20 protein-coding genes are annotated in these 24,518 nt (G+C 42.2%); 11 read left to right on the forward strand and 9 right to left on the reverse strand.

Annotated features, from left to right (window positions below; genetic code table 11):
- Positions 1–62 precede the first annotated feature (62 nt).
- Both HWN40_RS03965 and HWN40_RS03970 read left to right on the forward strand, forming a co-directional pair.
- Positions 63–1,133, forward strand: coding sequence for a rod shape-determining protein (locus HWN40_RS03965; RefSeq protein ID WP_176964536.1), 1,071 nt, complete (start codon positions 63–65; stop codon positions 1,131–1,133).
- Between the two features lie 23 nt (positions 1,134–1,156).
- Positions 1,157–2,962, forward strand: a complete 1,806-nt coding sequence (locus HWN40_RS03970) for a coiled-coil domain-containing protein (RefSeq protein ID WP_176964537.1) — start codon at positions 1,157–1,159, stop codon at positions 2,960–2,962.
- A gap of 95 nt (positions 2,963–3,057) precedes the next feature.
- Here the strand turns inward: HWN40_RS03970 and HWN40_RS03975 are convergent, their stop codons facing one another.
- The 3 genes from HWN40_RS03975 to HWN40_RS03985 form a co-directional block, all read right to left on the reverse strand.
- Positions 3,058–5,688: a right-handed parallel beta-helix repeat-containing protein gene (locus tag HWN40_RS03975; protein ID WP_176964538.1), complete on the reverse strand. Its 2,631-nt coding sequence runs from the start codon at positions 5,686–5,688 to the stop codon at positions 3,058–3,060.
- Positions 5,689–6,206: 518 nt separating this feature from the next.
- Positions 6,207–6,860, reverse strand: a complete 654-nt coding sequence (gene pyrF, locus HWN40_RS03980; RefSeq protein WP_176964539.1) for an orotidine-5'-phosphate decarboxylase — start codon at positions 6,858–6,860, stop codon at positions 6,207–6,209.
- Positions 6,861–6,898: 38 nt separating this feature from the next.
- Positions 6,899–7,855 carry a deoxyhypusine synthase gene (locus HWN40_RS03985; protein ID WP_176964540.1) on the reverse strand — a complete coding sequence of 319 codons (957 nt, stop codon included), beginning with the start codon at positions 7,853–7,855 and terminating at the stop codon, positions 6,899–6,901.
- Positions 7,856–8,093: 238 nt separating this feature from the next.
- On the opposite strand from HWN40_RS03985, the gene HWN40_RS03990 reads away from it, so the two are divergent.
- On the forward strand, positions 8,094–8,738 hold the full coding sequence (locus tag HWN40_RS03990) for a hypothetical protein (RefSeq protein WP_176964541.1): 645 nt from the start codon (positions 8,094–8,096) through the stop codon (positions 8,736–8,738).
- Between the two features lie 47 nt (positions 8,739–8,785).
- Positions 8,786–9,370: a hypothetical protein gene (locus tag HWN40_RS03995; RefSeq protein ID WP_176964542.1), complete on the forward strand. Its 585-nt coding sequence runs from the start codon at positions 8,786–8,788 to the stop codon at positions 9,368–9,370.
- Here the strand turns inward: HWN40_RS03995 and HWN40_RS04000 are convergent.
- Together HWN40_RS04000 and HWN40_RS04005 are read right to left on the reverse strand one after the other, a co-directional pair.
- Positions 9,367–9,570: a hypothetical protein gene (locus HWN40_RS04000; RefSeq protein WP_176964543.1), complete on the reverse strand. Its 204-nt coding sequence runs from the start codon at positions 9,568–9,570 to the stop codon at positions 9,367–9,369. The two genes, HWN40_RS03995 and HWN40_RS04000, sit on opposite strands and share 4 nt — an antisense overlap.
- A gap of 54 nt (positions 9,571–9,624) precedes the next feature.
- On the reverse strand, positions 9,625–10,242 hold the full coding sequence (locus HWN40_RS04005) for a YdeI/OmpD-associated family protein (RefSeq protein WP_176964544.1): 618 nt from the start codon (positions 10,240–10,242) through the stop codon (positions 9,625–9,627).
- Positions 10,243–10,390: 148 nt separating this feature from the next.
- On the opposite strand from HWN40_RS04005, the gene HWN40_RS04010 reads away from it, so the two are divergent.
- Entirely contained in the window at positions 10,391–10,618 is a 228-nt protein-coding gene (locus HWN40_RS04010; RefSeq protein WP_176964545.1) for a hypothetical protein, read from the forward strand.
- An 8-nt stretch (positions 10,619–10,626) separates the two neighbouring features.
- A complete protein-coding gene (locus tag HWN40_RS04015) occupies positions 10,627–11,334 on the forward strand; it encodes an ATPase (RefSeq protein ID WP_246275968.1) in 708 nt (235 codons plus the stop codon).
- Between the two features lie 103 nt (positions 11,335–11,437).
- Here HWN40_RS04015 and HWN40_RS04020 read toward each other — a convergent pair whose 3' ends face one another.
- A complete protein-coding gene (locus HWN40_RS04020) occupies positions 11,438–12,514 on the reverse strand; it encodes a hypothetical protein (protein WP_218165482.1) in 1,077 nt (358 codons plus the stop codon).
- A 234-nt stretch (positions 12,515–12,748) separates the two neighbouring features.
- Here HWN40_RS04020 and HWN40_RS04025 point away from each other — a divergent pair, with 234 nt between their 5' ends.
- The 5 genes from HWN40_RS04025 to HWN40_RS04045 all read left to right on the forward strand — a co-directional run bounded on the left by HWN40_RS04025 (position 12,749) and on the right by HWN40_RS04045 (position 20,292).
- Positions 12,749–13,159, forward strand: a complete 411-nt coding sequence (locus HWN40_RS04025; protein ID WP_246275969.1) for a hypothetical protein — start codon at positions 12,749–12,751, stop codon at positions 13,157–13,159.
- A 17-nt stretch (positions 13,160–13,176) separates the two neighbouring features.
- Entirely contained in the window at positions 13,177–14,022 is an 846-nt protein-coding gene (locus HWN40_RS04030; RefSeq protein ID WP_176964548.1) for a metallophosphoesterase, read from the forward strand.
- Positions 14,019–16,850, forward strand: coding sequence for a DEAD/DEAH box helicase (locus HWN40_RS04035; protein ID WP_176964549.1), 2,832 nt, complete (start codon positions 14,019–14,021; stop codon positions 16,848–16,850). Before HWN40_RS04030 ends, HWN40_RS04035 begins: the two co-directional genes overlap by 4 nt.
- 274 nt (positions 16,851–17,124) lie before the next feature.
- On the forward strand, positions 17,125–18,135 hold the full coding sequence (gene mtaA, locus HWN40_RS04040) for a methylcobamide:CoM methyltransferase MtaA (RefSeq protein WP_176964550.1): 1,011 nt from the start codon (positions 17,125–17,127) through the stop codon (positions 18,133–18,135).
- A 225-nt stretch (positions 18,136–18,360) separates the two neighbouring features.
- A complete protein-coding gene (locus HWN40_RS04045) occupies positions 18,361–20,292 on the forward strand; it encodes a hydantoinase/oxoprolinase family protein (RefSeq protein WP_176964551.1) in 1,932 nt (643 codons plus the stop codon).
- A 106-nt stretch (positions 20,293–20,398) separates the two neighbouring features.
- Here the strand turns inward: HWN40_RS04045 and mtaB are convergent, their stop codons facing one another.
- The 3 genes from mtaB to HWN40_RS04060 form a co-directional block, all read right to left on the reverse strand.
- Entirely contained in the window at positions 20,399–21,784 is a 1,386-nt protein-coding gene (gene mtaB / locus HWN40_RS04050; protein WP_176964552.1) for a methanol--corrinoid protein co-methyltransferase MtaB, read from the reverse strand.
- Positions 21,785–21,798: 14 nt separating this feature from the next.
- On the reverse strand, positions 21,799–22,557 hold the full coding sequence (gene mtaC / locus HWN40_RS04055) for a methanol--corrinoid protein MtaC (protein ID WP_176964553.1): 759 nt from the start codon (positions 22,555–22,557) through the stop codon (positions 21,799–21,801).
- An 824-nt stretch (positions 22,558–23,381) separates the two neighbouring features.
- Positions 23,382–24,497 (reverse strand): GTP-binding protein, encoded by a 1,116-nt coding sequence (locus HWN40_RS04060; RefSeq protein ID WP_176964554.1) that lies wholly within the window; start codon positions 24,495–24,497, stop codon positions 23,382–23,384.
- Positions 24,498–24,518: the final 21 nt, after the last annotated feature.

Here is a 24,518-nt window from a genome sequence, read left to right on the forward strand (position 1 = left end):
TAAATACTGATTTACTCCAATTTTTCCTTGTTTGAGGTCAGACAAAGACTCGGGGTATTAAATTGGAAGATTCTGAACAGATCCAGAACGGGAAACAAACAGAAAATGAAGTAAACGAGCCTGTAGATGGCCAGGAAACACTTTATCTCGGTATTGATATCGGTACCTATACCATAGCGGTATGCACAAGCGAGGGGACAAAGATCGTAGAGAACTGTGCTGTTGCCTATGAAGGAGAAGAGTTTCCGAAGGACCCGGAAAATGTGAAAGTGCTTTTCGGAAAAGCTGCCCTTGAACAAACAGACCTCCCTGTAAAAGAACCTGTAAGGGAAATGATCCAGGGAAACAGCAGTGATCCCGGACCTTTGAGATATATTCTGGAACAAAGTTTCAAAAGCGCGGGAATTAAGCTTGATTCCGGGGAAAGTTATGCAATAATAGGTGTTCCCGCAGGTGCTGATACTGCTTACAAGCAGGCCGTCCTTGAAATGGCAGAGGGGCTCTTCACCGGTGCAATGGTGGCCGATGAGAGTTTCTGCGTAGCCTATGGAAACGGCCTTCTGGAAAATTCCCTTATTGTGGACATGGGTGCGAGTAAACTGGATATCTGCCATGTTAACGGTAATGTCCCAGGGGATGAGGACCATATGAAAATATCCTTTGCAGGGGACAATATAGACCAGGAACTGATCAACCTCATAAAAGAAAAACATGAAGATTCAAAGCTTACGAAGCAACTTGCAAGGCAATGGAAGGAAGATCATGGCTATGTGGGATTTTCCTATGTTAAATGTAAGGTGGAACTTCCGCTGGAGGACTCTTCCAGGGATGTCTCCATAACAGAAGAGCTAAGATTTGCATGTGAGTCAGTTATACCTGATGTTGTTTCAGGTCTGACCAAAATGATATCCGATATTCAGCCTGATATGAGGGAACTGGTCAGGAACAATATCTATGTATGCGGTGGTTGCAGCAAGATAAAGAATATTGATAATTTTATTGAGGGCGAGCTGAAAGAGCTGGGTGGAGGAAAGGTCTCTTTATTTGAAGATCCGGACTTCGTTGTGGCTGAAGGTGCCAGGAAGCTAACTGAGAGGATGCCCCGGGAATTCTGGGCGCAGATGAATGTTTGATCTAGAGATCTGGATGTGGTGTTATGAGTTCATTAACCTGGTCAAAAAATGAAAATAAGGCAAATAAGAATCGGAAGGATTTCACACCCAATATCTACCGGAAACCTGTCAAGGGTAATGGCGAGGAAGGAGATGCAAATGGGGCTACATACTCCCCCGAACAGGCTAAAAACGGTTCATACAGGCAAAATCCCAGGGTTAAAGAATTGGAATACGATCTTGAAAATATCAAGGAAAAATATGAAGCTGAAATAAGACAGTACAGGGAAAAAGAGACCGTCCTTGCGGAAGTAAAGACAAGGTACGAATCTGAAATGGAAGAGTATCGCCAAAAACAGGATCTTCTGAAAAAGCAGATGGAAGAAGTGACTAAAAGAGAAAAGGACCTGAACCGCAAATGTGCTCTGCTCAAGTCCGCAGCTTCCAAAGTTGAGGACCGGATTCCTGATGTAGAAATAAATGACCTGAATGAGAAACGCTCGGCCTTTGAAAAAGAGAAATCAGAACTCGAGGCAAAGTTCAGTGAATTGAAAGAGTTAAGAACTGACTATGAAAAACAGCTTTCAGCACTTGAGGATAACAGGTCACAACTCCATAGCCAGCAATCCGTTTATGAAGAAGAGATGCAGGCCTATCTGGAAAAGAAAGGCGAACTTGATGAGAAAACAAGACTTCTGGAGGAACAACTATCCTCCGGAGAAGATATTACACTTGATATTGAAGGTCTGAACTTTTCCGGGGCCGTAGAGATCGTCAGGTCAAGGTACTTTTCTGAACTAAAGGACCTGAACCGCAAACGTGCCGACCTGAGAACACTAAGAGAGGAACTTGATAACGAGGAAGCTTTGCTAATGGCAAAGAACTCAGGTGTCGAGGAGATCAAGGCACAGATCGAGAACGAGTTCTCCAAACTCAAACCAAGGGCAAACGAGCTGGAGGACGCTATCAGTGGATATGAGGAAAAAGCCAAAAAGCATAGCGAGAACGAACGCATGTTTACGGATATCATATCAAGATACAATGCGGAGTATTCCCTATTCAAACAGAAGCAGAGTGAACTCAGGGAACTTAAAAGCGTACAGGAAAAACAGGAATACGATCTTGTCAGGAGAAAGCTTGCTGCATTCGAATCCGGAAAGCTGCTGAAATCCGAAGTTTGCAGAATAAATTCCCTATCCGAGGAGCTGGCAGGAAAGGTCCGTGAGTTTGAGGAAAATATCGCAAATTACGAGACCGATCGTCTGAGCTACGAAGAGAAGCTCAGGGTACATACTGAGAATAAAGAAAAACTCAATGAAGCGGTCTCAAATTATGAGTCCGAACTGAAGGTTCATGAAGAGAAGCGCTCTGAGCTGGAAAAACTAAAGCTATCCCTTTCCGAATCCGAAGATGCTCTCAAAGAGAAGCAGTCAGAGATCGACAGCCACAAAAAGGAACTTGAGATCGAAAAGGAAAGCCTTCTTGCTCACCAGAAAGAGGTTGATGTTCAGAGAACAGAACTCGAATCCGAGCTTGAAAGCATCAAATCAAAGCGTGAGAATAACGAGCGTCTTGAAAAGGAACTTGAAAGCACATCCAGTGAACTGGAAACCCAACGCAAGGAACTGGAGGAGCTTCTGGAAACTACGAGAAAGGACATCGGAACACAGGTAACGATTCACCGCCAGCATTTGGATATCAAGAAGATGAGCACCAAACTCGAGCAGCAGTCTGTCTATATCCAGACCCTGAAAAAGTCCCTGGAAGACATGCAGAAGTCGGTGGAGAATTCACAGGAATACGGTGTGTTTGCAGATATTGTGAAAATGAACCTCGAAATCCGGAAGTGATGGAACAGATACGTTCAATTGAAAATTGAATTTCGGAAAGCAGGACATCATTGCATTAAACTCGACCAGAATAAAAAAGTAAGTAGAAGGATCGATCAGTGATCCTTCTTTCTGTGAATTATGTATGCTATCAGCAGTACACCGATTGCCGGCAGAACGCTGAATCCCGGAATTGTTCCGGAGCCTTCCTCGGTTGCTTCATCTATTGTTTCAACTTCTCCTTCCTCGGAATATTCTATGCTTTCCACGCTCAAAAGCTTGCTATCATCCTGAGCCGACATAGTTGCATTATCAATTGCATTTTCCGGTTCTCTTATTGTTGCTTCACCAAAGCCATCTCCTCCTCCCGAAGAACTGATCTTCTTTTCAGGAGCTGTGATCTCTGTCAATGGTAGATAGTCTGTATTGTTTCCATCCAGAACATAGGCCGAATCACAAATGCCATCACCGTCAGAATCAGTGCAGGTCTGGCTGAAACCTGTACCTTTGGGAGTTGCCCAGTAGTTTCCTCCAAGGTATGGACCGCCCATGATATTTGTGCGTGCGGTTTGTGTGGTGTTCCAGATATTATCAGATTCCATGTCATAATCAGTTCCGAATTCCTTATTGATAGAGTTGTTGAAGAAATTATTGAAAATCATATTGTTAACAGAATCTGCCACATATATCCCACGATTATTATTTGATATTGTGTTGCCAGTCAATTCATTGTTATCACTATGGAAATTCAGACTGATGCCATCCCCATTATCCGACACTATGTTGTTCGTCAGGGTATTATTGTTGCTATCTAAATTGAGGTAAATGCCGATTCCGTTACTTAAAACAGTGTTGTTTTCAAGCATATTGTAAACGGACTGATATATCGTAATACCAAAGCTGGAACTGTTAGCTATCGTATTATTATTAAATTTATTTTTGTAAGCTCCATCTAACATTATCCCATGCACGGAACTGTTAAGTATTGTGTTATTGTCCAGCTTGTTGTAGGCAGCATTCTCCAGCACGATACCATGATTATTGTCCAGAATCGTATTATTACGCAAAGTATTGTTGGTGCTATCGAATTCCAGTAGAATGCCAGCGTAGCTGTAGTCGTCGGCAGTCACCCTATTATTGCTCAGGATATTGTTTCTGGACATCTCCAGATAGATACCGTCAGACACTCTATTATTGTTCAGAATATTATTGCCACTGTATAAACCCATATATATGCTAATATTATTCCCTGATATACTATTATTATCCAGAACGTTGCCACTGGAATAACTCAGACTGATGCCAAAATCGTTTCCTGTTATAATATTATTGATCAGAGTGTTATTATTGCTTGTACCTGAAGAACCTCGGAACTCCCCAGCACGAATACCGTCTGCATCAGCATCTTTTATAGTTAAACCACTAATGGTCACATTATCTGCATTTAGATAGAACACATGATCATTTGAAGATGCAGCTTTAACAATAGTATTGTCTGGGTTACCAGAATAAGATTTTATTATTACCTCTTTATTCACATCAACGTTCTCTGTATAGGTCCCTGGGTACACAAGGATGGTATTACCCGGACTGGCGGCATTTATCGCTGCCTGAATCGAGGTATAGTTTGCACTACCACTATCATCTACGGTGATCACATTTCCAGTGCTCTGATTGTCTGAAGTTGTGATATTCGTCAATGGTAGATAGTCTGTATTATCCCCGTCCAGAACATAACTTACATCGCAAATCCCATCCCCATCAGAAGCAATGTGTGTCTGGCTGAAACCTGTACCATCTGGTTTTGCCCAGTAGTTACCTCCCAGGTTAGGGCCACCTGCGATATTAGTTCCTGCGGCCTTTGTGCTGTTCCAGATATTGCCGGTGTTGATCCCGTCTAACTCAGCATTGTCCGGATTGTTGAAGAAATTGTTGTATATCTTATTGTTACTGGAAGAAGACAGATATATGCCCGTGCGAACATTGTTTTCTACGTTGTTGTCTGTCAGTGTGTTGTTGCTGGAATGATACAGCTCGACTCCATAGCCATTACTGCTTGCTGCTGTGTTGTCTGTCAACACATTGTTGTCGGAAGAACTCAGGGAAATGCCGCAGTTATTGTCTTCTGCTGTATTATTTATCAGCTTGTTGTTGCTGGAGGAGAAAAGACGTATGCTTTCCATGGCATTGTTTTCTACGTTATTGTTTGCCAGCATATTGTTGTCGGAAGAACTCAAAAAGATACCGATATCATTATTGTTTACTGCTATGTTGTCTGTCAACACATTGTTGTCGGAATGATGTAACCAGATACCTTTGTCATCATTATTTGCCGCTGTGTTGCTTGTCAGCGTATTTTTGCTGGAATAATGAAGATAGATGCCGTAGTAATTGTTTTCCACGTTGTTGTTTTTAAGTATGTTGTTGCTGCAAGATTGCAGATAGATACCTGCTTTGTAATATCCTGCGCCACTTACACTGAAACCATTTATTGACACTCCATCTGCAGTGATGTCGAATACATGGTCACCTTCCGATGCAGCCACCACGTTTGTTACCGAAGCACCACCTGTTGACGTGATGTTTAACTGCTTGTAGACATCCACATTCTCATTGTAAGTTCCCGGATACACAAGAATTGTATCTCCATCAGTTGAATTATTTACGGCAGTCTGTATTGAAATATAGTCTGCCCCACCGTCATCATCAACTGTTATTGTTGCTGCTGCTGCAGTTCCTATACTCATTATTAGCAATACTATTCCCAAAGAACAAATCGTAAACTGTCCAATCCTCATTTACCACCACTCCATGATTTATTTATATAAATACCAAAAGCATTTATTTAAATGCAAAAACTATTGTATTAATGTTTATAGGATTTTTATTTAATATATGGTTTAAGAAGCAATATTACATATAACAATTATTTTACATGTATTGCCCGGTATAAGATTAAAACAATTATAAGTTTGCAGGACTTCATATTTTTAGTATTGATTTAATATTTGCATAAAAAATTCAAAGTGTACAAAATGGAATACATCTAAGTATTGTAAATAATTCAGATGGTGGGATTTTTCCATCCATCTATTTGTGCATAGGCAAGAATATCTCAAAGAATCAAAAATAGTCTTTATAGGTTGTATAGAAAAGCTATAGGTAATATGAATGTGCCTCAGAACTCATAGGGTTCATCACGAATCAGCAGGGTTTTATCATCACAGGCACATTTTTCTTAGTTTAATCTTAAAGCTTCAGTCTTTTAGAGTACATCCTTAATTTCACTAACAATATCCTTTGCAGCTTTTGCAGGGTCATCTGACTGATAGATTTTTCTCCCGACGATCACCCAGTCAGTACCTGCCATTATAGTATCAGCAGCACTGCCCCCCTGGGCACCGACCCCTGGTGATATTATGGCAAGTTCGTTGCCTATTATCTTTCTGATCTCTTTAACCCTTTCAGGACGGGTAGCAGGAGCCACGACACCGGATGCTTTCTGGTCTGCAGCCATTCGTGCTATTTTCTCACCTGCATCCTGCATTAGATCAAGCGCACCTGGGTGGCTCATTTCTGTGACCACGAAGATGTCCTTGTTTCTCTCACGTGCAAGGTCCACGCATATCTCCAGGCTGTCGTGTCCGGTAAATCCTTGTACTATTACCGCATCTGCTCCGGCATCGAATACCTGCTCACATATAAGTCGGTTCGTGTTAGGGATATCGGCCACCTTGAAGTCAGCTATTATGGATGCATACTCTGCAAGCTTTCCTATGATCTGAAGTCCGCTGGCAAGTACGAGGGGGTAACCAACCTTTATGGCATCGACGTGACCTGTAACAGCTTCTGATATTCTGATGGCTTCATCGCTGTCAAGTACATCAAGTGCGAGTATGAGCCTTGTGTTCTTTTCCATAATTATCTTCCAGATTTGATTTTAAGCAGATACTTTCCTCAGGCTTTCTTTGCCAGCCGGCTCCTTGCTGCTGCGACCATTATCGGAAGTGTGATGGTGGCATCGGAGTGGACTGTTACGGAGCGTGCTGTCTCGCTGACCTTTCCCCATGAGCGTGCCTCGTCAAGTGTCGCACCGCTTAAGCCTCCGGTTTCCGGGGTGTCCATTGTGAGCTGGATGGCGTACTCGAATTCCTGGTGTGTGATCAACATGGACTGGAATATGTAGTTCTTTGGGACACCGCCGCCGATAAGTACTGCCCCGGGGTTCTTTGCCTCGTAGCAGATGTCGATTATCTCTTTCATGTCCGCAAAGACATCGACGTTGAGTTTGTTGGTCTGCTTGTAGAGCCATGCCTGAAGTCCTATCATGGAGTCCTGTATTGCAGGACAGTATACTGGAACGTTCATGTCGGCTGCAGCCCTGAGGATGGAGTCCCTGTCATCGATGTTGTTACCGAGGTGTGTCATGAATTCCCTGATGGAGATGGTCTCGGGACCAATATCTGAGAGTATGCTCTTGATCTTCTCCTCGAAGTCAACGAAATAAGGTTCAGGGAGATAGACATCGTATATCCTGTTTATCTCATCGTTTTTCAGTTCGACGTCATCACATTCCGCACATCCCTTGTAGTGATGCAGTCCCATTGATTCCACTATCTCATGTACCATGTTGGCACCGGTGGTGACAAGCACATCGATGTAACCGTCATAGATGAGATCGGTTACTATCTGTCGCATTCCCGCAGGTACCATTGCACCTGCAAGCCCGAAAAAACTGGTGGATCCGTTTGCAAGCATCTCGGTGTAGATGTCAACCGCATCTGCCAGCTTGCCTGCTCCAAAGGCACAGCCATCGATGGCACACACAAGTTCGTCCACGCTCATATTCCCGGTGATCTTCGCCTGTCTGACAGGATTCTGGAGTTTCTCTCCATGTGAATGACAATGTTCCATTTTGAAAGCCTCTGTATTTAGCAGGGGTTATGTTGAGGTTGTTCTTTAAGGTTATTATGGGGGTCAAATTTAACCTATCTCATTATAGGTATGGGATATATACAACTAAAAAAAGTGTACGCTTTTCTTATCATCCTACGCTACCGTAATTTGAATCAAAATTAGAGACGTTGAAATAAATTCCATTACATTTTGAAGTACAAAAATTTTTAAGTTAGTAGCTTTATTATAAAAAACAATGGAAGATTATTTTGCTAGCATTATTTTTGGATCAATAGATATTCGTTTATTAAGTATAATGATAGTTACAGGTTTCTTAATTTTCATTATGTATTTTTACAGAAGTGAATTATGGGATAGTTTTTCAGATTTCGACAAACTTTCTTTTTCAATCACCTGCGGATTCATTGTACTTTTAGGATTGGTCATTCCTTTAGCTAGAATTATTTTCACATTAAACTACTTTTTTAATGGGTATGATTTTGTAAATATAGGAACAGAAGAAATAATTAGAACATATAAACAAATCTGTTCTTTTTTACTTTTTGGGATATTTGTCCTTCTATTTATCTCGCATAAGCCACTATATGAAAATGAAAGAATATTCAAAAAAATTTTTGTTGGATATCTTCTTTTTGTAATTTTTTTAAGCTTTCTTGATATAGAACTCGTTTTAGCGATTATGTTTACTCAATTTAGAGATTACTATCCTCATGTAAACGGAAATATTTCTACAAGCATTTTTTTTATGTCTTTGTTTTTCTGTGTTTATTTGGCAGTTCACAAAAAGTCAATCCCAGCAATATTTAAAGAAATTAAACTTTTATCTTTTAAATGTAGAATGAAAAAAAGATGCCTTTTCTTGTATTCTTGCTTCTGTTAATTTTGATACCTTATATCTTTGGAACATTTTTGTTTAGTTATGAAGTAATGGAAAATGAAGAGAAAGTAGAACTTATTTCGATAAAGGAAATAGATATTCTCAGAAATGAAATCTCTCCTGCAAAAGAGTTGATATACAGAGATTACTCCATCAAAATGCCTGTATTGATTTCATGGGCAAAGGTAGAACCAGAACTTGTTCTCAAAAATAATAAGTTAGAAGATAAAGGTTATTCAAGTTATAAAGTGCTAGAAGATGAAAATGCCTTTGTAGTGAATAAGACTTCAAAAGTAGTGAATGTTACTGTAGCTCTTTATAAGAATACAGAAGCAACTTATTCAAAAATGGTGAGTTTCGAAGACCCTACTTTTACTAACGATTCAATTTCCATGAATATTTCACTTACAAACTACCTTCCGAACGATGTTGAAATAGAAACTTTAATAATTCCAATATCAGATGGCTATACACTCACGGAAAAAGATTTTGTAAAAACGCAATTCTTTGCAAACTATCGTGGTGGCATTCAAGGTTATACTATAGAAGATGAAACATTGATCTTAACCTATGTACGTCTTGAAAAGAATTCTTCTGGAACAATTGCTCTTAGATTAACGAAAAAGGACGGTTAAATCTCTAATTTACATCCTTCCAACATCTCAAATCTTTCCTTTATATGAGAGTTTGATGAAAATGGCTCATCAGCCTCAGCATTCTTTTTCATGTAATAAAGATTACCTTTTGAGAATCCCATCTTTTTCCATTCATGCTTCCTTTTTAGGCACATCTTCACATCTTCTAATATCCTTGTAGTCTCTTTAGTTGAATCCATTTCACACTAATACCTTTTAACTCGCTTGTATTTTCTGCTATAAATCAAAGCAGCTCATAGCATCCCTGGCTTTTTATTCTCCTCAAGTCTGCTTATAACTTCTTTGAGTCTTCTTTGTCTTGTTTCCTCTTTCTTTGCATCGAGTATCCACTCAATGTATTGTCTTTTATATCCGGGTGCTAAGTTGTTGAAGTTCTCCCATGCTCTTTTATTTGCAGAAAGGACCTTCTCTATCTCAGGTGGGATCACAAGTTGCTTCTTCGTTTCTTTTTTACCGGTTTTCAAACCGTTCTTATCCTCTACAAGCAGTTCTCTTATTTTCTCGCAGCCGGCTTCTGTCATCTTCCCGGCTTTTATCATCTTCCTGGCCCTTTCTTTGTTCAGGTCGGACCAGTTGCTTTTCTTTTTGCGGGGAGTGAACTTCTGCATATATCTCTCATCGTCCAGCGTTCTTACAGTGCTGTCTATCCATCCAAAACAAATTGCCTCTTCCACAGCATCATCGTACGGTATACGGGGCTTGTTGGTGTGTTTTTTGTAGTATACCAGCCAGATCTCCTTTTTCTGATTGTGATGTTTATCAAGCCAGTTCCTCCACTCATCACGATCAGTTACGTAGAGTTGTTCAGGTGGATGTTTCCGGGCCTTTTTCGAGTTGTCTGCGGATTTCATGCGACATTACTCACATCTAACTTGTAGCGTTTTTTTATTTACCTCTTTATATCAAAGGTATCGATCAGAGAACAGGCACAAATGTATTTATGTAAATGTTGTGTATAACGACTATATAATCTAAATTCAGGAACCGGAGGTATCTGCAATGCGATCATCAGGTAAGCGAAGTCGTGGAACACGGACAAGAACAATTGAAAAGGTTGCCAGAGATGCATCCGACAATGCCATAATGAACGCATTCAATTGCGGTCTGCCTGTAACAAGAATACGTGGTAATGATATTGTCAAAGTCTATCCTGACGGTAGTACTGAATTCATTAAAAGACTTGAGAATAGTTCAGTTACACCGGAAAAGAGACGATATCGTATATGATACAGCGCATGAGGGTATTTGCCGGACCGAACGGCTCTGGTAAAACTTCACTTGTCGATCAATTTATTGAAGAAAAGGACAGGCTTATTGACCCTGCTTTTCACATAAATCCTGATGAGCTAAATTCTATTGATGTACTTGATTTCGACAAATTCGGGTTAACAGTTGATGAGGACGAATTTCGGGATTTTATTTTCCAATCTCCATTCTACAGGAATTGTGGCATTGATGTTCAGGATATCAAGATTGAAGATAATCGTTTTAACATAGTTAACAGTAACTCATATATGGGCGCAATGCTTGCTGATTATCTGAGGCATTCCCTCATAAGAACAAAAGAAAGACTGTTCTCATTTGAAACAGTCTTCTCTCATCCATCAAAAATTGATTTTCTTAAAATGGCAGAAGAACATGGGTGGGCTGTATATTTATATTTCGTTAGCACACAGGACCCCGAGATCAATTGTGAACGGGTGGCAGAGCGTGTATTAAGGGGAAAACATGATGTTCCACAGGACAAGATCCGTGAACGATATACAAAGGCTCATGATAATCTATATCCTGCACTAAAGCATTGCAGGAGGGCATATATTTTTGATAATTCTATCAAAATGCAATTGATTGCTGAAAAAAAGCCGGATGGCTCTCTGGTCCTGTCAAAAGAATGTCCTGTACCGGCATGGTTCAATGATTGTGTATTATCAAGAATTGAATAATTGAATATTTTTCATTAAATAGGGTATGTATACCTTCTATTTATTGCCTAGTACCTATCTCAGCTTTTCATAAACAGAAAGAAAAAAGAAGAATGGTAGAGAATTACTCTCTCCATTCGTATATGTAGTTTGTTCTGTAGTATGCACCATTACTATATCCATATAGTATTCTGAATGAACCGCCGAATGCGTTTGCTGAAGGTGCATTTGCTTTGAATGTGCCTTCCTTTACATCACCGGTTTCATCTCGCCAGTCCATATAGAAGAAAGATCCGTATGTATCGTCTTCAAGATAATAGTGGCTTGAAGTTCCTCTGTCAACTGCTACGTCTGCCATGTCTATGGTAATGGAACTTGAGTCTCCAATTCCAAGCTGACCAGGTGCTATCAGTTCGCCTTCCTTTCTGACATTGATAGCTATCTCTTCTTCAGCAGCGTAGAAGTCTTCTGGTTCCTCGCTGATAGTTCTGACCTGTACCGTCTCTCCTTTGTCTCCTGTGTTACTGGTCCAGACGTTACCTCTTTCATAGTCTACATCGTAGCTGTAGTAGTCATTTGTACTTGCTACCTTGTCGCCGTAGTCCTCAACTTTTGTAAGATACCAGCCAGGTGTTATTCCGGATGCAGTTGTGCTTGTTTCCGTGCTTTCGAATTCAGCTTGCTGGCTGTCTGTTGCCATGCCTTCCAGCAGTTCCAGTGGTATTGAAACAGTTTGTCCGTCAATTATTTCAAATTCTACTGATTCTTCTACTCCTGCTCCGCTTATTATTACCTTGTAATCTCCAAGCGGCCAGCCGTCATCTGGCTTTTCGAGTATGAATGTTCCACGCCCAAAGTCTTCACCTGTTTCTGATTCAAAGGTATGGATTGAGTAATCGTTATCAAGGTATATCCATTCTACACTAATCACGTCGTTCTCAAAGTTGTCGTAGATGAACCATGCGTATAGTTCTCCTGAATCCTTTGAATATTTGAGTACTTTATCTACCGGTATAAAGTTCTGTGTTGATGATGTCATCATCACTTCAAGGAGTCTTGGCTCGCCACTGGCCGTCATGTCACCATACTTTTCTGTTACTGCCTCGACGATCTGTTGTTCTTCTTCGGTTGTTCCAAAGCTTCCAGGCTTGTATGAGTCACTTATGTCTGTACATCCAGAAAAGGCGACTAAGCCTATCAAAAGTAGTACTAATAGTAGTTTTGATTTCATTTTTACCACCAGCCCAAATTATATTTCTTTTTCAGGACGGTTTTATATATTTTTGATTATATTTTAACTTAGTAAAACTGTGTAAGTTAATTATATAACTAAAACAACGATGAACTCTTTATATAAAAACATATCTTCATAGTAAACAATTCTCTAAGAAATAAACTACAAATATAAATATCACATCAAACCAATCTCTTCTGGATGAGTTCCATAATTGATCGCTTCGTTCCGAAGCAGCGGAAAATGTCCACCAGAGTTGGCGGCCTGCTTATCATGGTAGGAGAGACCATGTTCCTTTTCTCCATATTGAACTTCATCATGATAACAAGGCTGCAGTATTATAGTTCAGGGGACAGTTATATCCGGACTCTTTTCCCGCATTACATTGTCTTCTTAATCGGATTATCTGTAATTGCATTTATCGGGATGATGTTCACATATGTCTACATTTTTCCAAGCAAGCAGAAGTTCTCCCAGGAGCAGGCTATAAAGGATGATCGCAGTCCTATGTATCAGAAGATACTGGAGATCCAGAAGGAACTTAATGAGATGAGGACCACAGTTGACTCGCTTTCCGAAAAGGTCGACCGGATGGCTGAGGAAAGGAACTAAGAATTATTTTCAAACAAATGACCACAGAACTGAGACCTATTATCGATGAGCCCGCCCTTGTGGTGGAAAATGAAACAAAGACACTTGTTGTTGCGGATATACATCTGGGTATAGAGTGGGACCTGTACAGGAGTGGTATTTCCATACCGAGCCGCATGCAGTTCGGACTCGACCGTATGCTGGACTATATAAAAAAAGAATCTCCGGGCAGGATCATCCTTCTGGGAGACGTGAAGCATAACGTTCCACAGATATCCTGGCAGGAAAGAGATGAGATCCCCTATTTCCTTGAATCCCTGGCAGAACATGCGGAAGTTGACATATTTCCGGGAAACCATGACGGAGGTATCGAATATCTGGTCCCGAAAAGATCGGATATAACCGTACATCCTGTGAGGGGTTCAGTAATAGAGGGAATTGGCTATTTGCATGGTCATACATGGCCAGACCCTGATCTGCTCTTTGCGGATTACATGATCACCGCACATAATCATCCGACAATACGCCTGACAGATTCCCTTGGCTATTCGATAACAGAGCAGAGCTGGATCAGGACAAGACTCAAAGCAGACGTGATCAAGGGACATTTCAGAAGTCTTGATCTGAATTCCGGGAAAGGTAAATGGAAGGGTCCGGAATTGATAATAGTCCCATCCTTCAACGAACTTTGCGGCGGGGTAGCGTTCAATGAGTCCCTGCATGATGACCTGCTTGGTCCCATGTTCTCGTCCGGTGCAGTGGATATCGATGATGCACAGGTCTATCTGCTTGACGGGACACCACTTGGAGCATTGAAATTTATTCGAAAGATGGAAGAGAGCAGACCTCGCTTAAAACGCAGGAAAAAAGGTGTGAATAAATGAGTTTCGGGAATATCTTTGATTCATTCGATCCGCGGATACAGGAAGCTCTGGAAAAACAGGGTTTTAAAGCTCCGACAGAACCACAGGAAAAGGTATTTCCGTATATCTTGCAGGGAAAGCATACATTCCTGGTAGCTCCGACGGGATCTGGAAAGACCGAGTCTGCCGTTTTGCCGATATTCAATGCAATTCTCTCAAAAACCAAAGAACAAAGAACAGGTATTTCAGCACTTTACATCACACCCCTGCGTGCACTGAATCGTGATATGCTCTCACGTATCCGGTGGTGGGGTGCAGAACTTGGAATTGAAGTACAGGTGCGTCATGGGGATACTTCCCAGTACGAAAGGCAGAAGCAATCACGCAAACCGCCTGATTTTCTGATCACCACTCCCGAAACACTACAGGCCATGTTCACAGGTTCACGCCTACGGAAGAACCTGAGTTACGTGACACATGTAGTCGTGGATGAGATACATGAGATGGCATCCTCTAAAAGAGGAACTCAGCTTGCTGTCGGTCTTGAGCGACTTGTGGAGCTGGCAGGCGAGTTCCAGAGAATAGGACTCTCAGCTACAGTAGGTAATCCTGAAGAGGTTGCAAAGTTCCTTGTGGGTGCTGAGCGAGATGTTTCGGTTGTGGTCGTGACCCTGCTGAAACTTCTGGAATTCACTGTACTCACACCTGCTCCCATTGAAGAAGATATAGAGCTTGCCAAGAAAATAGGTTCTGATCCTGAATTTGCAGCTCATCTGCGCTATATCCGGGATATTGTCGAGGATAATGTCTCCACATTGATTTTTGTCAATACCAGACAGAGTGCTGAGGCTCTTGCATCCGGCTTTAAGATGCTCGAGCTGCCCATTGGCGTGCACCATGGCTCGCTTTCGGTGGATTCAAGAATTGAGGCAGAGGAATCCTTCAAGAATGGTGATCTCAGGGGTCTTATATGTACGTCATCCATGGAGCTTGGAATTGACATCGGTAATGTGGACCACGTTGTACAATACGGCTCTCCCAGACAGGTTTCAAGGCTTCTGCAGCGTGTGGGTCGTGCGGGTCACAGGATACATGAGGTTTCCAGGGGAACTGTTCTGGCAATGGGTGTGGATGATGTTGCCGAGAGCATGGCAATATGCAAACTTGCACTTGACGGCAGGGTTGAGGATATCGATCCGCATATGAACTCCCTTGATGTGGTTGCCAACCAGATATCAGGACTTGTGCTCGACTTTGGAGAAGTCGGGATTGAAAAGATGTTCTCCATCTTCAAGCGTGCCTATCCTTTCAGGGACATGAGCTTTGATGTGTTCAAAAAGGTAGTGGAACAGGTAAACGATTACAGGATGGTCTGGAATGAGGAGGGTTCTGATGTCTTCTCACGCAGAAGGAAGAGCTGGCAGTACTATTATGATAACCTCTCCATGATCCCGGATGAGAAAAAGTACGAGATATTCGATATGGTTACCGGAAGGACCGTTGGTGTGCTCGATGAGGCCTTTGTCATCAATTTCGTAACTCCAGGGGCGGTTTTCATTACAAAGGGTGATATGTGGAGGGTGATTGAGATGAACAGTGACCGTGACAGGATCAAGGTGGAGCCTGTACGCGGGATGGGAGAGATACCGAGTTGGGTGGGTGAGGAAATTCCAGTACCTTTTGAGGTTGCCGGAGAAGTCGGATCCATACGAAGGACTATTGCCGACCGGATGATTGAGGGCCTGGAAGATGAGAATATAGCACTGCAGCTTACACATGATTATCCGGTGGATCTTAACGGAGCTTTGCTACTTGTAAACCTGATTAGAGAGCAATATTTAGGTAACTATCCGGTTCCGGATTCAAAAATACTGCTTATTGAGAATGACGAGGATGCGGTACTTATCAATGCCTGCTTCGGACATAATACAAACGAGACTTTTGCAAAGGTCCTGACATCACTTCTTGCTGCAAGATATGGCAGCAGTGTTTCCCAGGAGATAGATCCGTACAGGATACGATTGCAGCTTCCAAGAAGGATAAAGGCACGTGAGATAGAACAACTGATACGTGATATCCAGCCCGAGCATATTGAACCTATCATAGAGATGACATTGAAGAACACCTCGCTCATGAAATGGAAAATGGTACATGTTGCCAGGAAGTTCGGTGCTCTGAGTAAGGACATAGACTATGACCGGATAAGCATGAAGAAGCTGCTCGAGATCTATCGCGGAACTGCCATGTATGACGAGGTTATCAGGGAGATATTCCATACCATGCTGGATGTTCGAAGGGCATCGGAACTATTTATGCAGATATACTCAGGTGAGATCGTTGTGATCACAACCCCTTCGACCCCTATCGGCAGAGCGGGCTTTTCCATGAAAAGGGACCTGACAGCACCTGAAAAGGCTGACAGGTCCATAGTGATGGCTCTGAAGGAGAGAATAATGAACGACAGGGTGATTCTCTTCTGTGTACACTGTAAGAAATGGATCTCAAGAAGAAAGGTCAAGAACGTTCCTGATGAGATTATCTGTCCGGTCTGTGATTCCGGTATGGTAGCTTCTTTAAAACCCTGGGAAGAAGATGAGGTTAAACTTGTCCAGAAGCAGGATAAGGCGAGTTCTCCTGATGATATAAAACGTATCAGAAGAGTCTACAGGAATGCCAATATCGTAATGACCCACGGGAAACAGGCTGTGATTGCACTTGCCAGCAGGGGTGTGGGTCCTGAGATGGCAACCCGCGTGATCCAGAAGATGAGGCATGATGAAGAGGCTTTCTACAGGGATATATTGGTAGCTGAAAGAAACTATGCAAAGAACAAGAGGTTCTGGAGTTAATTTTGAATTAGCTTGTTGAGCATTTTTGTTGATTATACGAATTAAATCCCGGGATGGATCCTGCCAGATTTTGACCTCATTTTCTTTAAGTGCCTTAAGCATCAATCATGAATGAATGCATACTACGTATGCACTATATAATTTATAAAAACACTCTTTCATGCTGGTATTCTCATCGGACAATCCCACAAAAGCGGCTTCAATCCAATAGTTTTATATCTGATGTAACGTAAATCAAGGTGATTAAAATCTACTCTAAAGAGAAGGATTCATTATGAACATGAAAGAAAGGTTTTTAAAAGCGTTGAAAGGTGAAGAAGTAGACAAAGTTCCTGTACTGTCCGTAACCCAGACCGCTATTGTCGAAATGATGGACAAGACCGGTGCTGAATGGCCAGAAGCACACAGCGACGCACAGAAGATGGCAGACCTTGCAATGGCAACATACACAGAATGTGGTCTCGAAGGTGTAAGGGCTCCATACTGTCTCACAGTACTTGCAGAAGCAATGGGCTGTGAAGTCAACATGGGTACAAAGAACAGACAGCCATCCGTTACAGGTCACCCATATCCAAAAGGTGTTGACAACCTTGAAATGCCAGAGAACCTCCTTGAACAGGGAAGGATCCCAGCAGTAATAGAAGCACTCGGAATCCTCAAGGAAAAGACCGGTGGAGAAGTACCTGTTATCGCTGGTATGGAAGGCCCTATCACACTCGCATCCGACCTTGCAAGTGTTAAGAAGTTCATGAAATGGTCAATCAAGAAGCCAGAAGACTTCCAGACCATCCTCGACTTCGCATGTGATGCATGTATCGAATACGCAAATGCACTCCTTGATGCAGGTGCAGATGTAATCAGTGTACCAGACCCTGTAGCCTCTCCTGACCTCATGGCTCCTGACACATTCGACAAGGTTCTCAAGCCAGTACTTCAGAAATTCGCTGACGGTGTCAACGGTCCAATGATTCTCCACGTTTGTGGTGACGTAACCCCAATTCTTGAAATGATGGCAGACTGCCACTTTGAATCCATCAGTATTGAAGAGAAGGTAAAGGATCTTGCAGGCGCAAAGGCAAAGGTCGGCGACAAGGTAACAATCTGCGGTAACGTTTCAAGCCCATTCGTACTTCTTGCAGGCGACGAAGCAAAGGTAAAGGAAGCTGCAAAGAAAGCTCTTGACGACGGAATCGACGTACTTGCTCCTGGCTGTGGTATCGCACCTGACACCAAGTGCTCAAACCTCAGGGCAATGGTCGAAGCAAGAGACGAATACTTCGCATAAATTCAACCTGCATGACATAGTTCTTAACTATGCATGCAAACCTTTTCTTTTTTGAGTTCTGTTTCCTGGACATTTCAAGACTTTTTCTTTAATCAATCCGATGTATTTTCTGATATTTTCACAAATTTTTAATAGAACCTAAATCTTATCTTTGTTTATAAAAAAATAAACAAACTATGTTTGTCAACTGCGGTTGGGAAACTAATTTTAAAGGAGTTCTATATCATGCAATTTAGTCTTGGAATAGATGCCGGGGGTACGTATACGGATGCAATTCTGGTAAGGGATTCAGATGGTTCTGTGGTGAGCTCAAGTAAAGCGCTAACAACTTATCCTGATCTTGTGGGTGGTATAAGAAATGCGATCGAAGCTCTTGATCCAACATACCTTGAAAAGATCAATCTGATATCTGTATCAACAACTCTTGCAACAAATACGGTTCTTGAAGGTACGGGATGTCGGGTAGCTCTTATTCTTGTAGGGGACCATCCTGTAAACGGGGACTTCCCGGCGGTACATGTACTTTCGACGTCAGGTGGTCATGGTTTCAATGGTGAGGAAATTGAAAAACTTGACATTGATGATGTTAGAAGATTCGCTGAAAGAGTAAAGGATGATGTCGCTGCTTTTGCAGTTTCTTCCTTTTTTAGTACTCGTAATCCTGAACATGAACTGGCCATTACTGATCTAATACATGAGGTGACAGGACTGCCTGTTGTATGTGGCCATGAGTTGTCTCAGGATCTTGGTGCTTATGAAAGGGCAGTTACTGCGGCCTTGAATGCTCAGTTGATTCCGATTTCTCATAAATTTATTCGTTCCGTAATGGATGAGATCAAAAGAAAAAAGATCAATGCAAGGTTATTGATGCTGAAATGTGATGGCACAGTTGTGGGGTTGAAGGATGCACTGGATAAGCCTGTGGAAACAATATTTTCCGGACCGGCTGCAAGTCTTGTGGGTGCATCCTTCCTTTCAGGTCTGGATACCTGTGCAGTGGTGGATGTAGGTGGTACGAGTACCGATGTTTCAGCAATAATAGATGGTGTCCCGGAATTGTCTGAAACGGGGGCAATTGTAGGTGGATGGAAAACAAGGGTACGTGCTACAAGAATGGAAACCTCTGCCATGGGAGGAGATAGTCATGTATGGGTACATTCTAAAAAGACACATATAGGTCCAAGGAGGGTCGTTCCTCTTTGCCTTGCTTCTTCCAGATATCCGGATTTTTTAAATAAATTAAAGAAAAGTCCGGTTCCGCTGAGAAGCTCTCTGGACAGGAATGTGCAGCCTACGAAGTTCTTCATGAGGTCCGGGTTTAAACCAATCGGGCTGGATGAGTATGAAATCGAAGTTCTAAATGCGATTGGTGATGAACCGATAAACATTGATGAGATTGCCGTTTTATCAAAAAAATATCCTTCAACCACTATTCTTGATTCTCTTATACAGAAAAGACTGATACAGGCTGTTGGTTTTACCCCAACAGATGCTCTCCATGTCCTTGGGGAATATACTTACTGGGATGTCGAGGCATCAAAAGCAGGTGCTGAAAAACTTGCAAGACTTAGCAATGTTAGCATTCATGAGTTCTGTAATAACGTTAAGGAGATCGTATCAAGAAACATGGCATTTAATCTGATGTCATATATGCTTCCGGGAATTGATCGCTCCGGAATTAGAAAGATAGTTGACGGGGAGTTTAATTCAAGATTTAAGGTAGATATTCCTGTTGTTCTTCTTGGAGGACCGGTTTCTGCATATAAAGAAAATATGGAGAATATTATTGATGCTAGGATAGTCATTCCCGGGCATGCAGAAGTAGGAAATGCTGCAGGTGCTCTATTCGGAAAAGGAATTAAAAGAATAGAAATTATTATAAGGCCAATTTCAGTAGCAGACCCTGATGAAGGTTATTTTGTATTTTTTCCAATGGGCAGGAGTGTTTTTCAAGGATATCGTGAAGCTGTAGGGTATGCCAATGCCCATGGAAAAGAATCGGTTATAGGATATATGGGTGAATGTGGAGTAAGCAAAGATAACGTTGAAATTAAAGTGATCCAGAAAACATTTTCGCCCGAAGGCTGGAAAAAAGATCCTCTTGAGACTGTGATTCAAATTACCGGAATAGGGTACCCTAAGAGGTTCATGATGTGACTGAAGGTTCTATTTTTTATTATTTTACCTTCAAAATACATACTTTACACTATGATAAAATATACTGAAACTAAGAAAAAAAGAAAAAAAGAGACAAGTTCTAGATTTAGAACTTGTAGTTGTCTTCTGGTCTGAAGACTGCAACTTCTGCCTTGTACTTCTCGAGACTCTCGCTCATGAAGGTGTCTGCCTCGTCGGTCATTGCGTCGAGGGATGCCTTTGCGTCTGCAAGTGCGTTCTGTTCGAACTTGGACATCATGAGTTTCTTGGAGTCTGCATCGTTGAGTATGTCGACACAGGCGATTGCTGCGTTCTTTGCACGGAGGTACAGGTCGTCTCCGTCCTTTACGATTGACTCTGCAACCTTGTATGCGTTGTCGTATGCGAGGACGTATCCCTGTGGGTCTCTGTACTTGTCAGAGAGTACGAGGATGTCACGGAGCATCTTTGCATTTCCGGTCTCAGTTGCTACGTTGAGCATTGCTGCATCGTAGTTAAGGGACTCTGACCAGCACTGTACGGTTGTACCGCCGAATTCACCGTGGTATTCTACAGATTCGTTTGACCACAGGTCACAGCACTGCATGACAAGGTTACCCATTACGTCAGCGTGTGCGCATGTTGAGGTCTTTCCTTCCTGTGAGATTGGGCATCCTGTGATTGCCTTTACGATTGTGTTCTCGTATCCACAGTCTTTACCTGGACCCTGGGCACCTGCTTCATATCCTGCGAGTGTCCTTGGTGCAGAGATTGCTCTTGCGATGATTGCAAGGGTGTGTGCAAGGTTCTTGTCAAGGAGACCACCAGCTATGAACATTGCGGTGTTTGCCTGTGCACAGTCTGTGTCACCAGCTGCAATTCTGCCTTTCTTGTCAGCGATCTTCCTGATGTCTTCCCAGATCATGGTCATGTCCATTGAACCGAGGCAGCCAATTGCGTAGATAAGACCTGGTACGTCGTTCCTAAGAACTGCGTAGTCAAGAATTTCCTTACCGCCCATTGTTTCGATGGACAGGAAGTCAGCACCTGCTTCTGCAACTGCTTCGAATGACTCCATGAGCTTGTCGTACTTTGGACCGATCAGTGCAAGAAGGTCACGGTCTTCACGGATGTCACCAGGTGTGTGCCTGAGACCACATTTGATTCCGTATTCTTCGTGGTATTCTTCAAGGATTGTCTTCTGTACGTGAGCGACTTCTCCTCCCCAGTCTGGGTTGTTGGTCATCTGCTCTACGTGCTCTGTCTCAAGTGATACTGCTGGGAAACCGATCTGTACAGCTCTTGCCATAATGTCGGTTGTAAGTCTGCGGTATTCAGAAACGAGTTTCTCCTTGGAGACACCAGCTTCTGGTCTTGGTGCATAGTTAACTTCTGCTGTTACGTATCCTGCACCTACCTCTAATCCGAGTTCTGCTTTTACTGGGTATACTGACTTACCGAAGATCATGTCGTCAGCAGCTTTGTATGCCATATCAGTGTATCTTTTAACCATTTCTTCTCACCTCTTTAGTGTTTGTGGAATTGATCTTTCAGCTGTGCAAGGCCCTTGCCTGCCAGTATTGCATCTGCCATCTTTGGTGCGTCTGCTGCTTCTTCACCATATACACCAAGTTCATACTGGGTAACGAAGTCCTGGTTTACTGCACCGCCACCACACTGGAATGGTACTTTGATTCCAGACTCGAGAAGTCTGTCGTTGACTTCCTTGAATGCATACATTGTTGTTGTCATCAGTGCTGTTCCGGTAAGCATCATTGGGCTTTCCTTCTTCACAGCTGCGATAACTTCATCTACTGGTACATCACGGCCAAGGTCTACTACATCGTAGCCAGCTGCTCTGAGAAGAGCTGCTACAATTGATTTACCTATGTCGTGTACGTCACCTTCTGCTACGTGGCAAACAACCTTTCCTTTTGCCTTTGGTGATGCACCCTGGTCCTTACAGAATTCTATACCGTCAAGCATTGCGTCTGCAGACATCATGACGTTTGGCAGGAAAATGACACCCTGGTCATATAAGTCGGTGACGATCTTCATACCTGGCATGAGGACATCATCGATAAGTGCAATTGGGTCTGCACCACCATCGATTGCCTTCTCAAGACCTTCGACTACGTCATCCTCTTCTCCCTCAAAGATTGCAGCAGCAATTGTTCTTGCTGGCTCATCTTTAGGATACATTTCAGCTGCCATGTCTTCAGGTGTCTGTGCTTTTTCTTTCTGCACATTGTACCTGACTAATATTTTGGTTGGGTCTATATCCATCTATTCTACCTCCTTAGTATCTAGATTGATTTCTGCCACTCACCGTATAAAACAACGGTTAAAGCGGCAATGGATATCCATTAGCAAAGGCACAACTGACGCATGAAAGATCTCCACAATCTGACAAGCATCCTTAACCTTTAGCCAACTTCATATTTCCACACAAGCACTTAATCGAGGCAGATATATAAAGCTAGCGGTTTCGATATTTTATAATAGAGTTGGAATAGATTTCAATAATATATTTCACAGGCCTTCGTCTGATATCTTTTTTTTTTTAAAAACCAATGTCTACTGAGGTAGTATATTTGAAAAGTGATTATCTCACAATTATAAGTATTTTAGTTTTTACAATTTTATATTATTATAGTTCTGTTGTATAAGGGTCAGTTTTAAATAAAATGATTATTCTATTCAAGCTTAATTGTTTTATATAAAGTTGCTTTGTTTTGTTTTGCTTATCTTTACAAATTTATTTCTTTTGAAAATCCAAAAATCAAATGTCTGATTTTTATTCTACTTATTATATATGCATGAGTTAACACAGTGACATGGGATCTGGTCAGAAATTCTGTTTTATCACAACTTTGTTTACCGTTCGATTTAAGTATGAGTGGTTTTTGGTCGACATATCTTCAGATCTATTATACGCTTCTGAAGTACATTCAAATCTGGCTTATACGTTAGCTTTATATAGGACATCAGTCCCGGCATTATAGGCTGCCTCCTGAATATGCGCTGTATAATCTCTGAATTTATCTGCATCAAAAAAAGTAAAAGAATCTCCTCTTAAAGAGGAGCATGATTTATTTCATCTGGCAAGCTCAGTGTTCATGATCATTCTCATGACCATGGTCCGGAACCTTATGAGTAAAACGGATGTCGTTTGCCTGAAGTTTGGTTTCAATGGTGTCCTGTACGATACCTACGAGCGTATCATATGGTATGCCGGAGACTGCAGAAAGTATTTTCATGCGCGGAGTTTTCGAGTTCTCTGTCTGGAATACTTCCGTGGTCACCTCTTTGTCAAAGGCTGTCAGGTTCACTTTAACTGTATCTGTTTCCGACTCCACGAACAGTTTTATGTGTCCTACAAACTCAGGGCTGTGCTGAATTACCTCTGACTTGATATTTTCCATGGCTTCCTGACCAATGGACCTGGCCAGGGGTGTATCAATGCTTGCAATGCCGTATTCTGTAGCATAACTCGTGACACCGGATGCCTCGATCGAATCCATTGTCATCTCGATAGGCAGACCTGTATCTTTATCGAGTACCTGTATGTCAGGACTGGTTGTCTTCAGCTCAGCAGGCTCCGCTTCTCGTATAATTTCCTCGGCTTCCTCGCCAAGCGTAAGCCTGACAAAGTTATGCCAGTGTTCATCTTCATGCTTGGCAGAGAGCAGTACTACCCTGGCCTTGGGGTTAAGCTGTTGTACCGAGGCCTCTATGATGGGTATGCGTATCTCTTCCACAAGATCGACCTTATTGATACCAAGTATCTCCGCATCTATTATCTGCCTCATGGCGAAGTTCTTGACCTCTTTCATGAGCTGCTTGAACCTGCTCCCGTCAATCAGGGTTACAAGAGGCTGGATAGATACATCTTTCAGATCCATTAATTTGATCTCGTTCTTAATGATCTGAGGGAACGCTATACCTGTAGGTTCGATAAGTAATATTTCCGGATCATAGTCTTTGGTCAACAGATTGATAGTGGTCTTCATGTTGACCTTCAGTGAACAACATATACATCCGCTGGTGAGCTCGGTTGTCTGCAGGCCGTACTTGGAGATAACATCACCATCTATGCCCACTTCTCCGATCTCATTGACTATAATGGCAACTTTCTTGCCGGCGTTACTGAACTCTCTTCCAAGCCTTAAAATGGTGGAGGTTTTACCGCTTCCTAAGAATCCACCTATCACCAGTACTTTCATGATATGTCCTTCTGTTAGTTA

It is taken from the genome of Methanolobus zinderi, from assembly GCF_013388255.1.
Classification (GTDB): Archaea; Halobacteriota; Methanosarcinia; order Methanosarcinales; family Methanosarcinaceae; genus Methanolobus; species Methanolobus zinderi.

What these genes read in the sequence shown, in the direction of transcription:
- HWN40_RS04015 (WP_246275968.1), top strand. Translation starts at nt 10,627, where the DNA reads ATGAGGGTATTTGCCGGACCGAACGGCTCTGGTAAAACTTCACTTGTC.
- HWN40_RS04060 (WP_176964554.1), bottom strand. Translation starts at nt 24,497, where the DNA reads ATGAAAGTACTGGTGATAGGTGGATTCTTAGGAAGCGGTAAAACCTCC.
- HWN40_RS03970 (WP_176964537.1), top strand. Translation starts at nt 1,157, where the DNA reads ATGAGTTCATTAACCTGGTCAAAAAATGAAAATAAGGCAAATAAGAAT.
- HWN40_RS04035 (WP_176964549.1), top strand. Translation starts at nt 14,019, where the DNA reads ATGAGTTTCGGGAATATCTTTGATTCATTCGATCCGCGGATACAGGAA.
- HWN40_RS04030 (WP_176964548.1), top strand. Translation starts at nt 13,177, where the DNA reads ATGACCACAGAACTGAGACCTATTATCGATGAGCCCGCCCTTGTGGTG.
- HWN40_RS04010 (WP_176964545.1), top strand. Translation starts at nt 10,391, where the DNA reads ATGCGATCATCAGGTAAGCGAAGTCGTGGAACACGGACAAGAACAATT.
- pyrF (WP_176964539.1), bottom strand. Translation starts at nt 6,860, where the DNA reads ATGGAAAAGAACACAAGGCTCATACTCGCACTTGATGTACTTGACAGC.
- HWN40_RS04025 (WP_246275969.1), top strand. Translation starts at nt 12,749, where the DNA reads ATGAGTTCCATAATTGATCGCTTCGTTCCGAAGCAGCGGAAAATGTCC.
- HWN40_RS03985 (WP_176964540.1), bottom strand. Translation starts at nt 7,855, where the DNA reads ATGGAACATTGTCATTCACATGGAGAGAAACTCCAGAATCCTGTCAGA.
- mtaA (WP_176964550.1), top strand. Translation starts at nt 17,125, where the DNA reads ATGAACATGAAAGAAAGGTTTTTAAAAGCGTTGAAAGGTGAAGAAGTA.
- HWN40_RS04005 (WP_176964544.1), bottom strand. Translation starts at nt 10,242, where the DNA reads ATGAAATCCGCAGACAACTCGAAAAAGGCCCGGAAACATCCACCTGAA.
- mtaC (WP_176964553.1), bottom strand. Translation starts at nt 22,557, where the DNA reads ATGGATATAGACCCAACCAAAATATTAGTCAGGTACAATGTGCAGAAA.
- HWN40_RS03990 (WP_176964541.1), top strand. Translation starts at nt 8,094, where the DNA reads ATGGAAGATTATTTTGCTAGCATTATTTTTGGATCAATAGATATTCGT.
- HWN40_RS04045 (WP_176964551.1), top strand. Translation starts at nt 18,361, where the DNA reads ATGCAATTTAGTCTTGGAATAGATGCCGGGGGTACGTATACGGATGCA.
- HWN40_RS03995 (WP_176964542.1), top strand. Translation starts at nt 8,786, where the DNA reads ATGGAAAATGAAGAGAAAGTAGAACTTATTTCGATAAAGGAAATAGAT.
- mtaB (WP_176964552.1), bottom strand. Translation starts at nt 21,784, where the DNA reads ATGGTTAAAAGATACACTGATATGGCATACAAAGCTGCTGACGACATG.
- HWN40_RS04000 (WP_176964543.1), bottom strand. Translation starts at nt 9,570, where the DNA reads ATGGATTCAACTAAAGAGACTACAAGGATATTAGAAGATGTGAAGATG.
- HWN40_RS03975 (WP_176964538.1), bottom strand. Translation starts at nt 5,688, where the DNA reads ATGAGTATAGGAACTGCAGCAGCAGCAACAATAACAGTTGATGATGAC.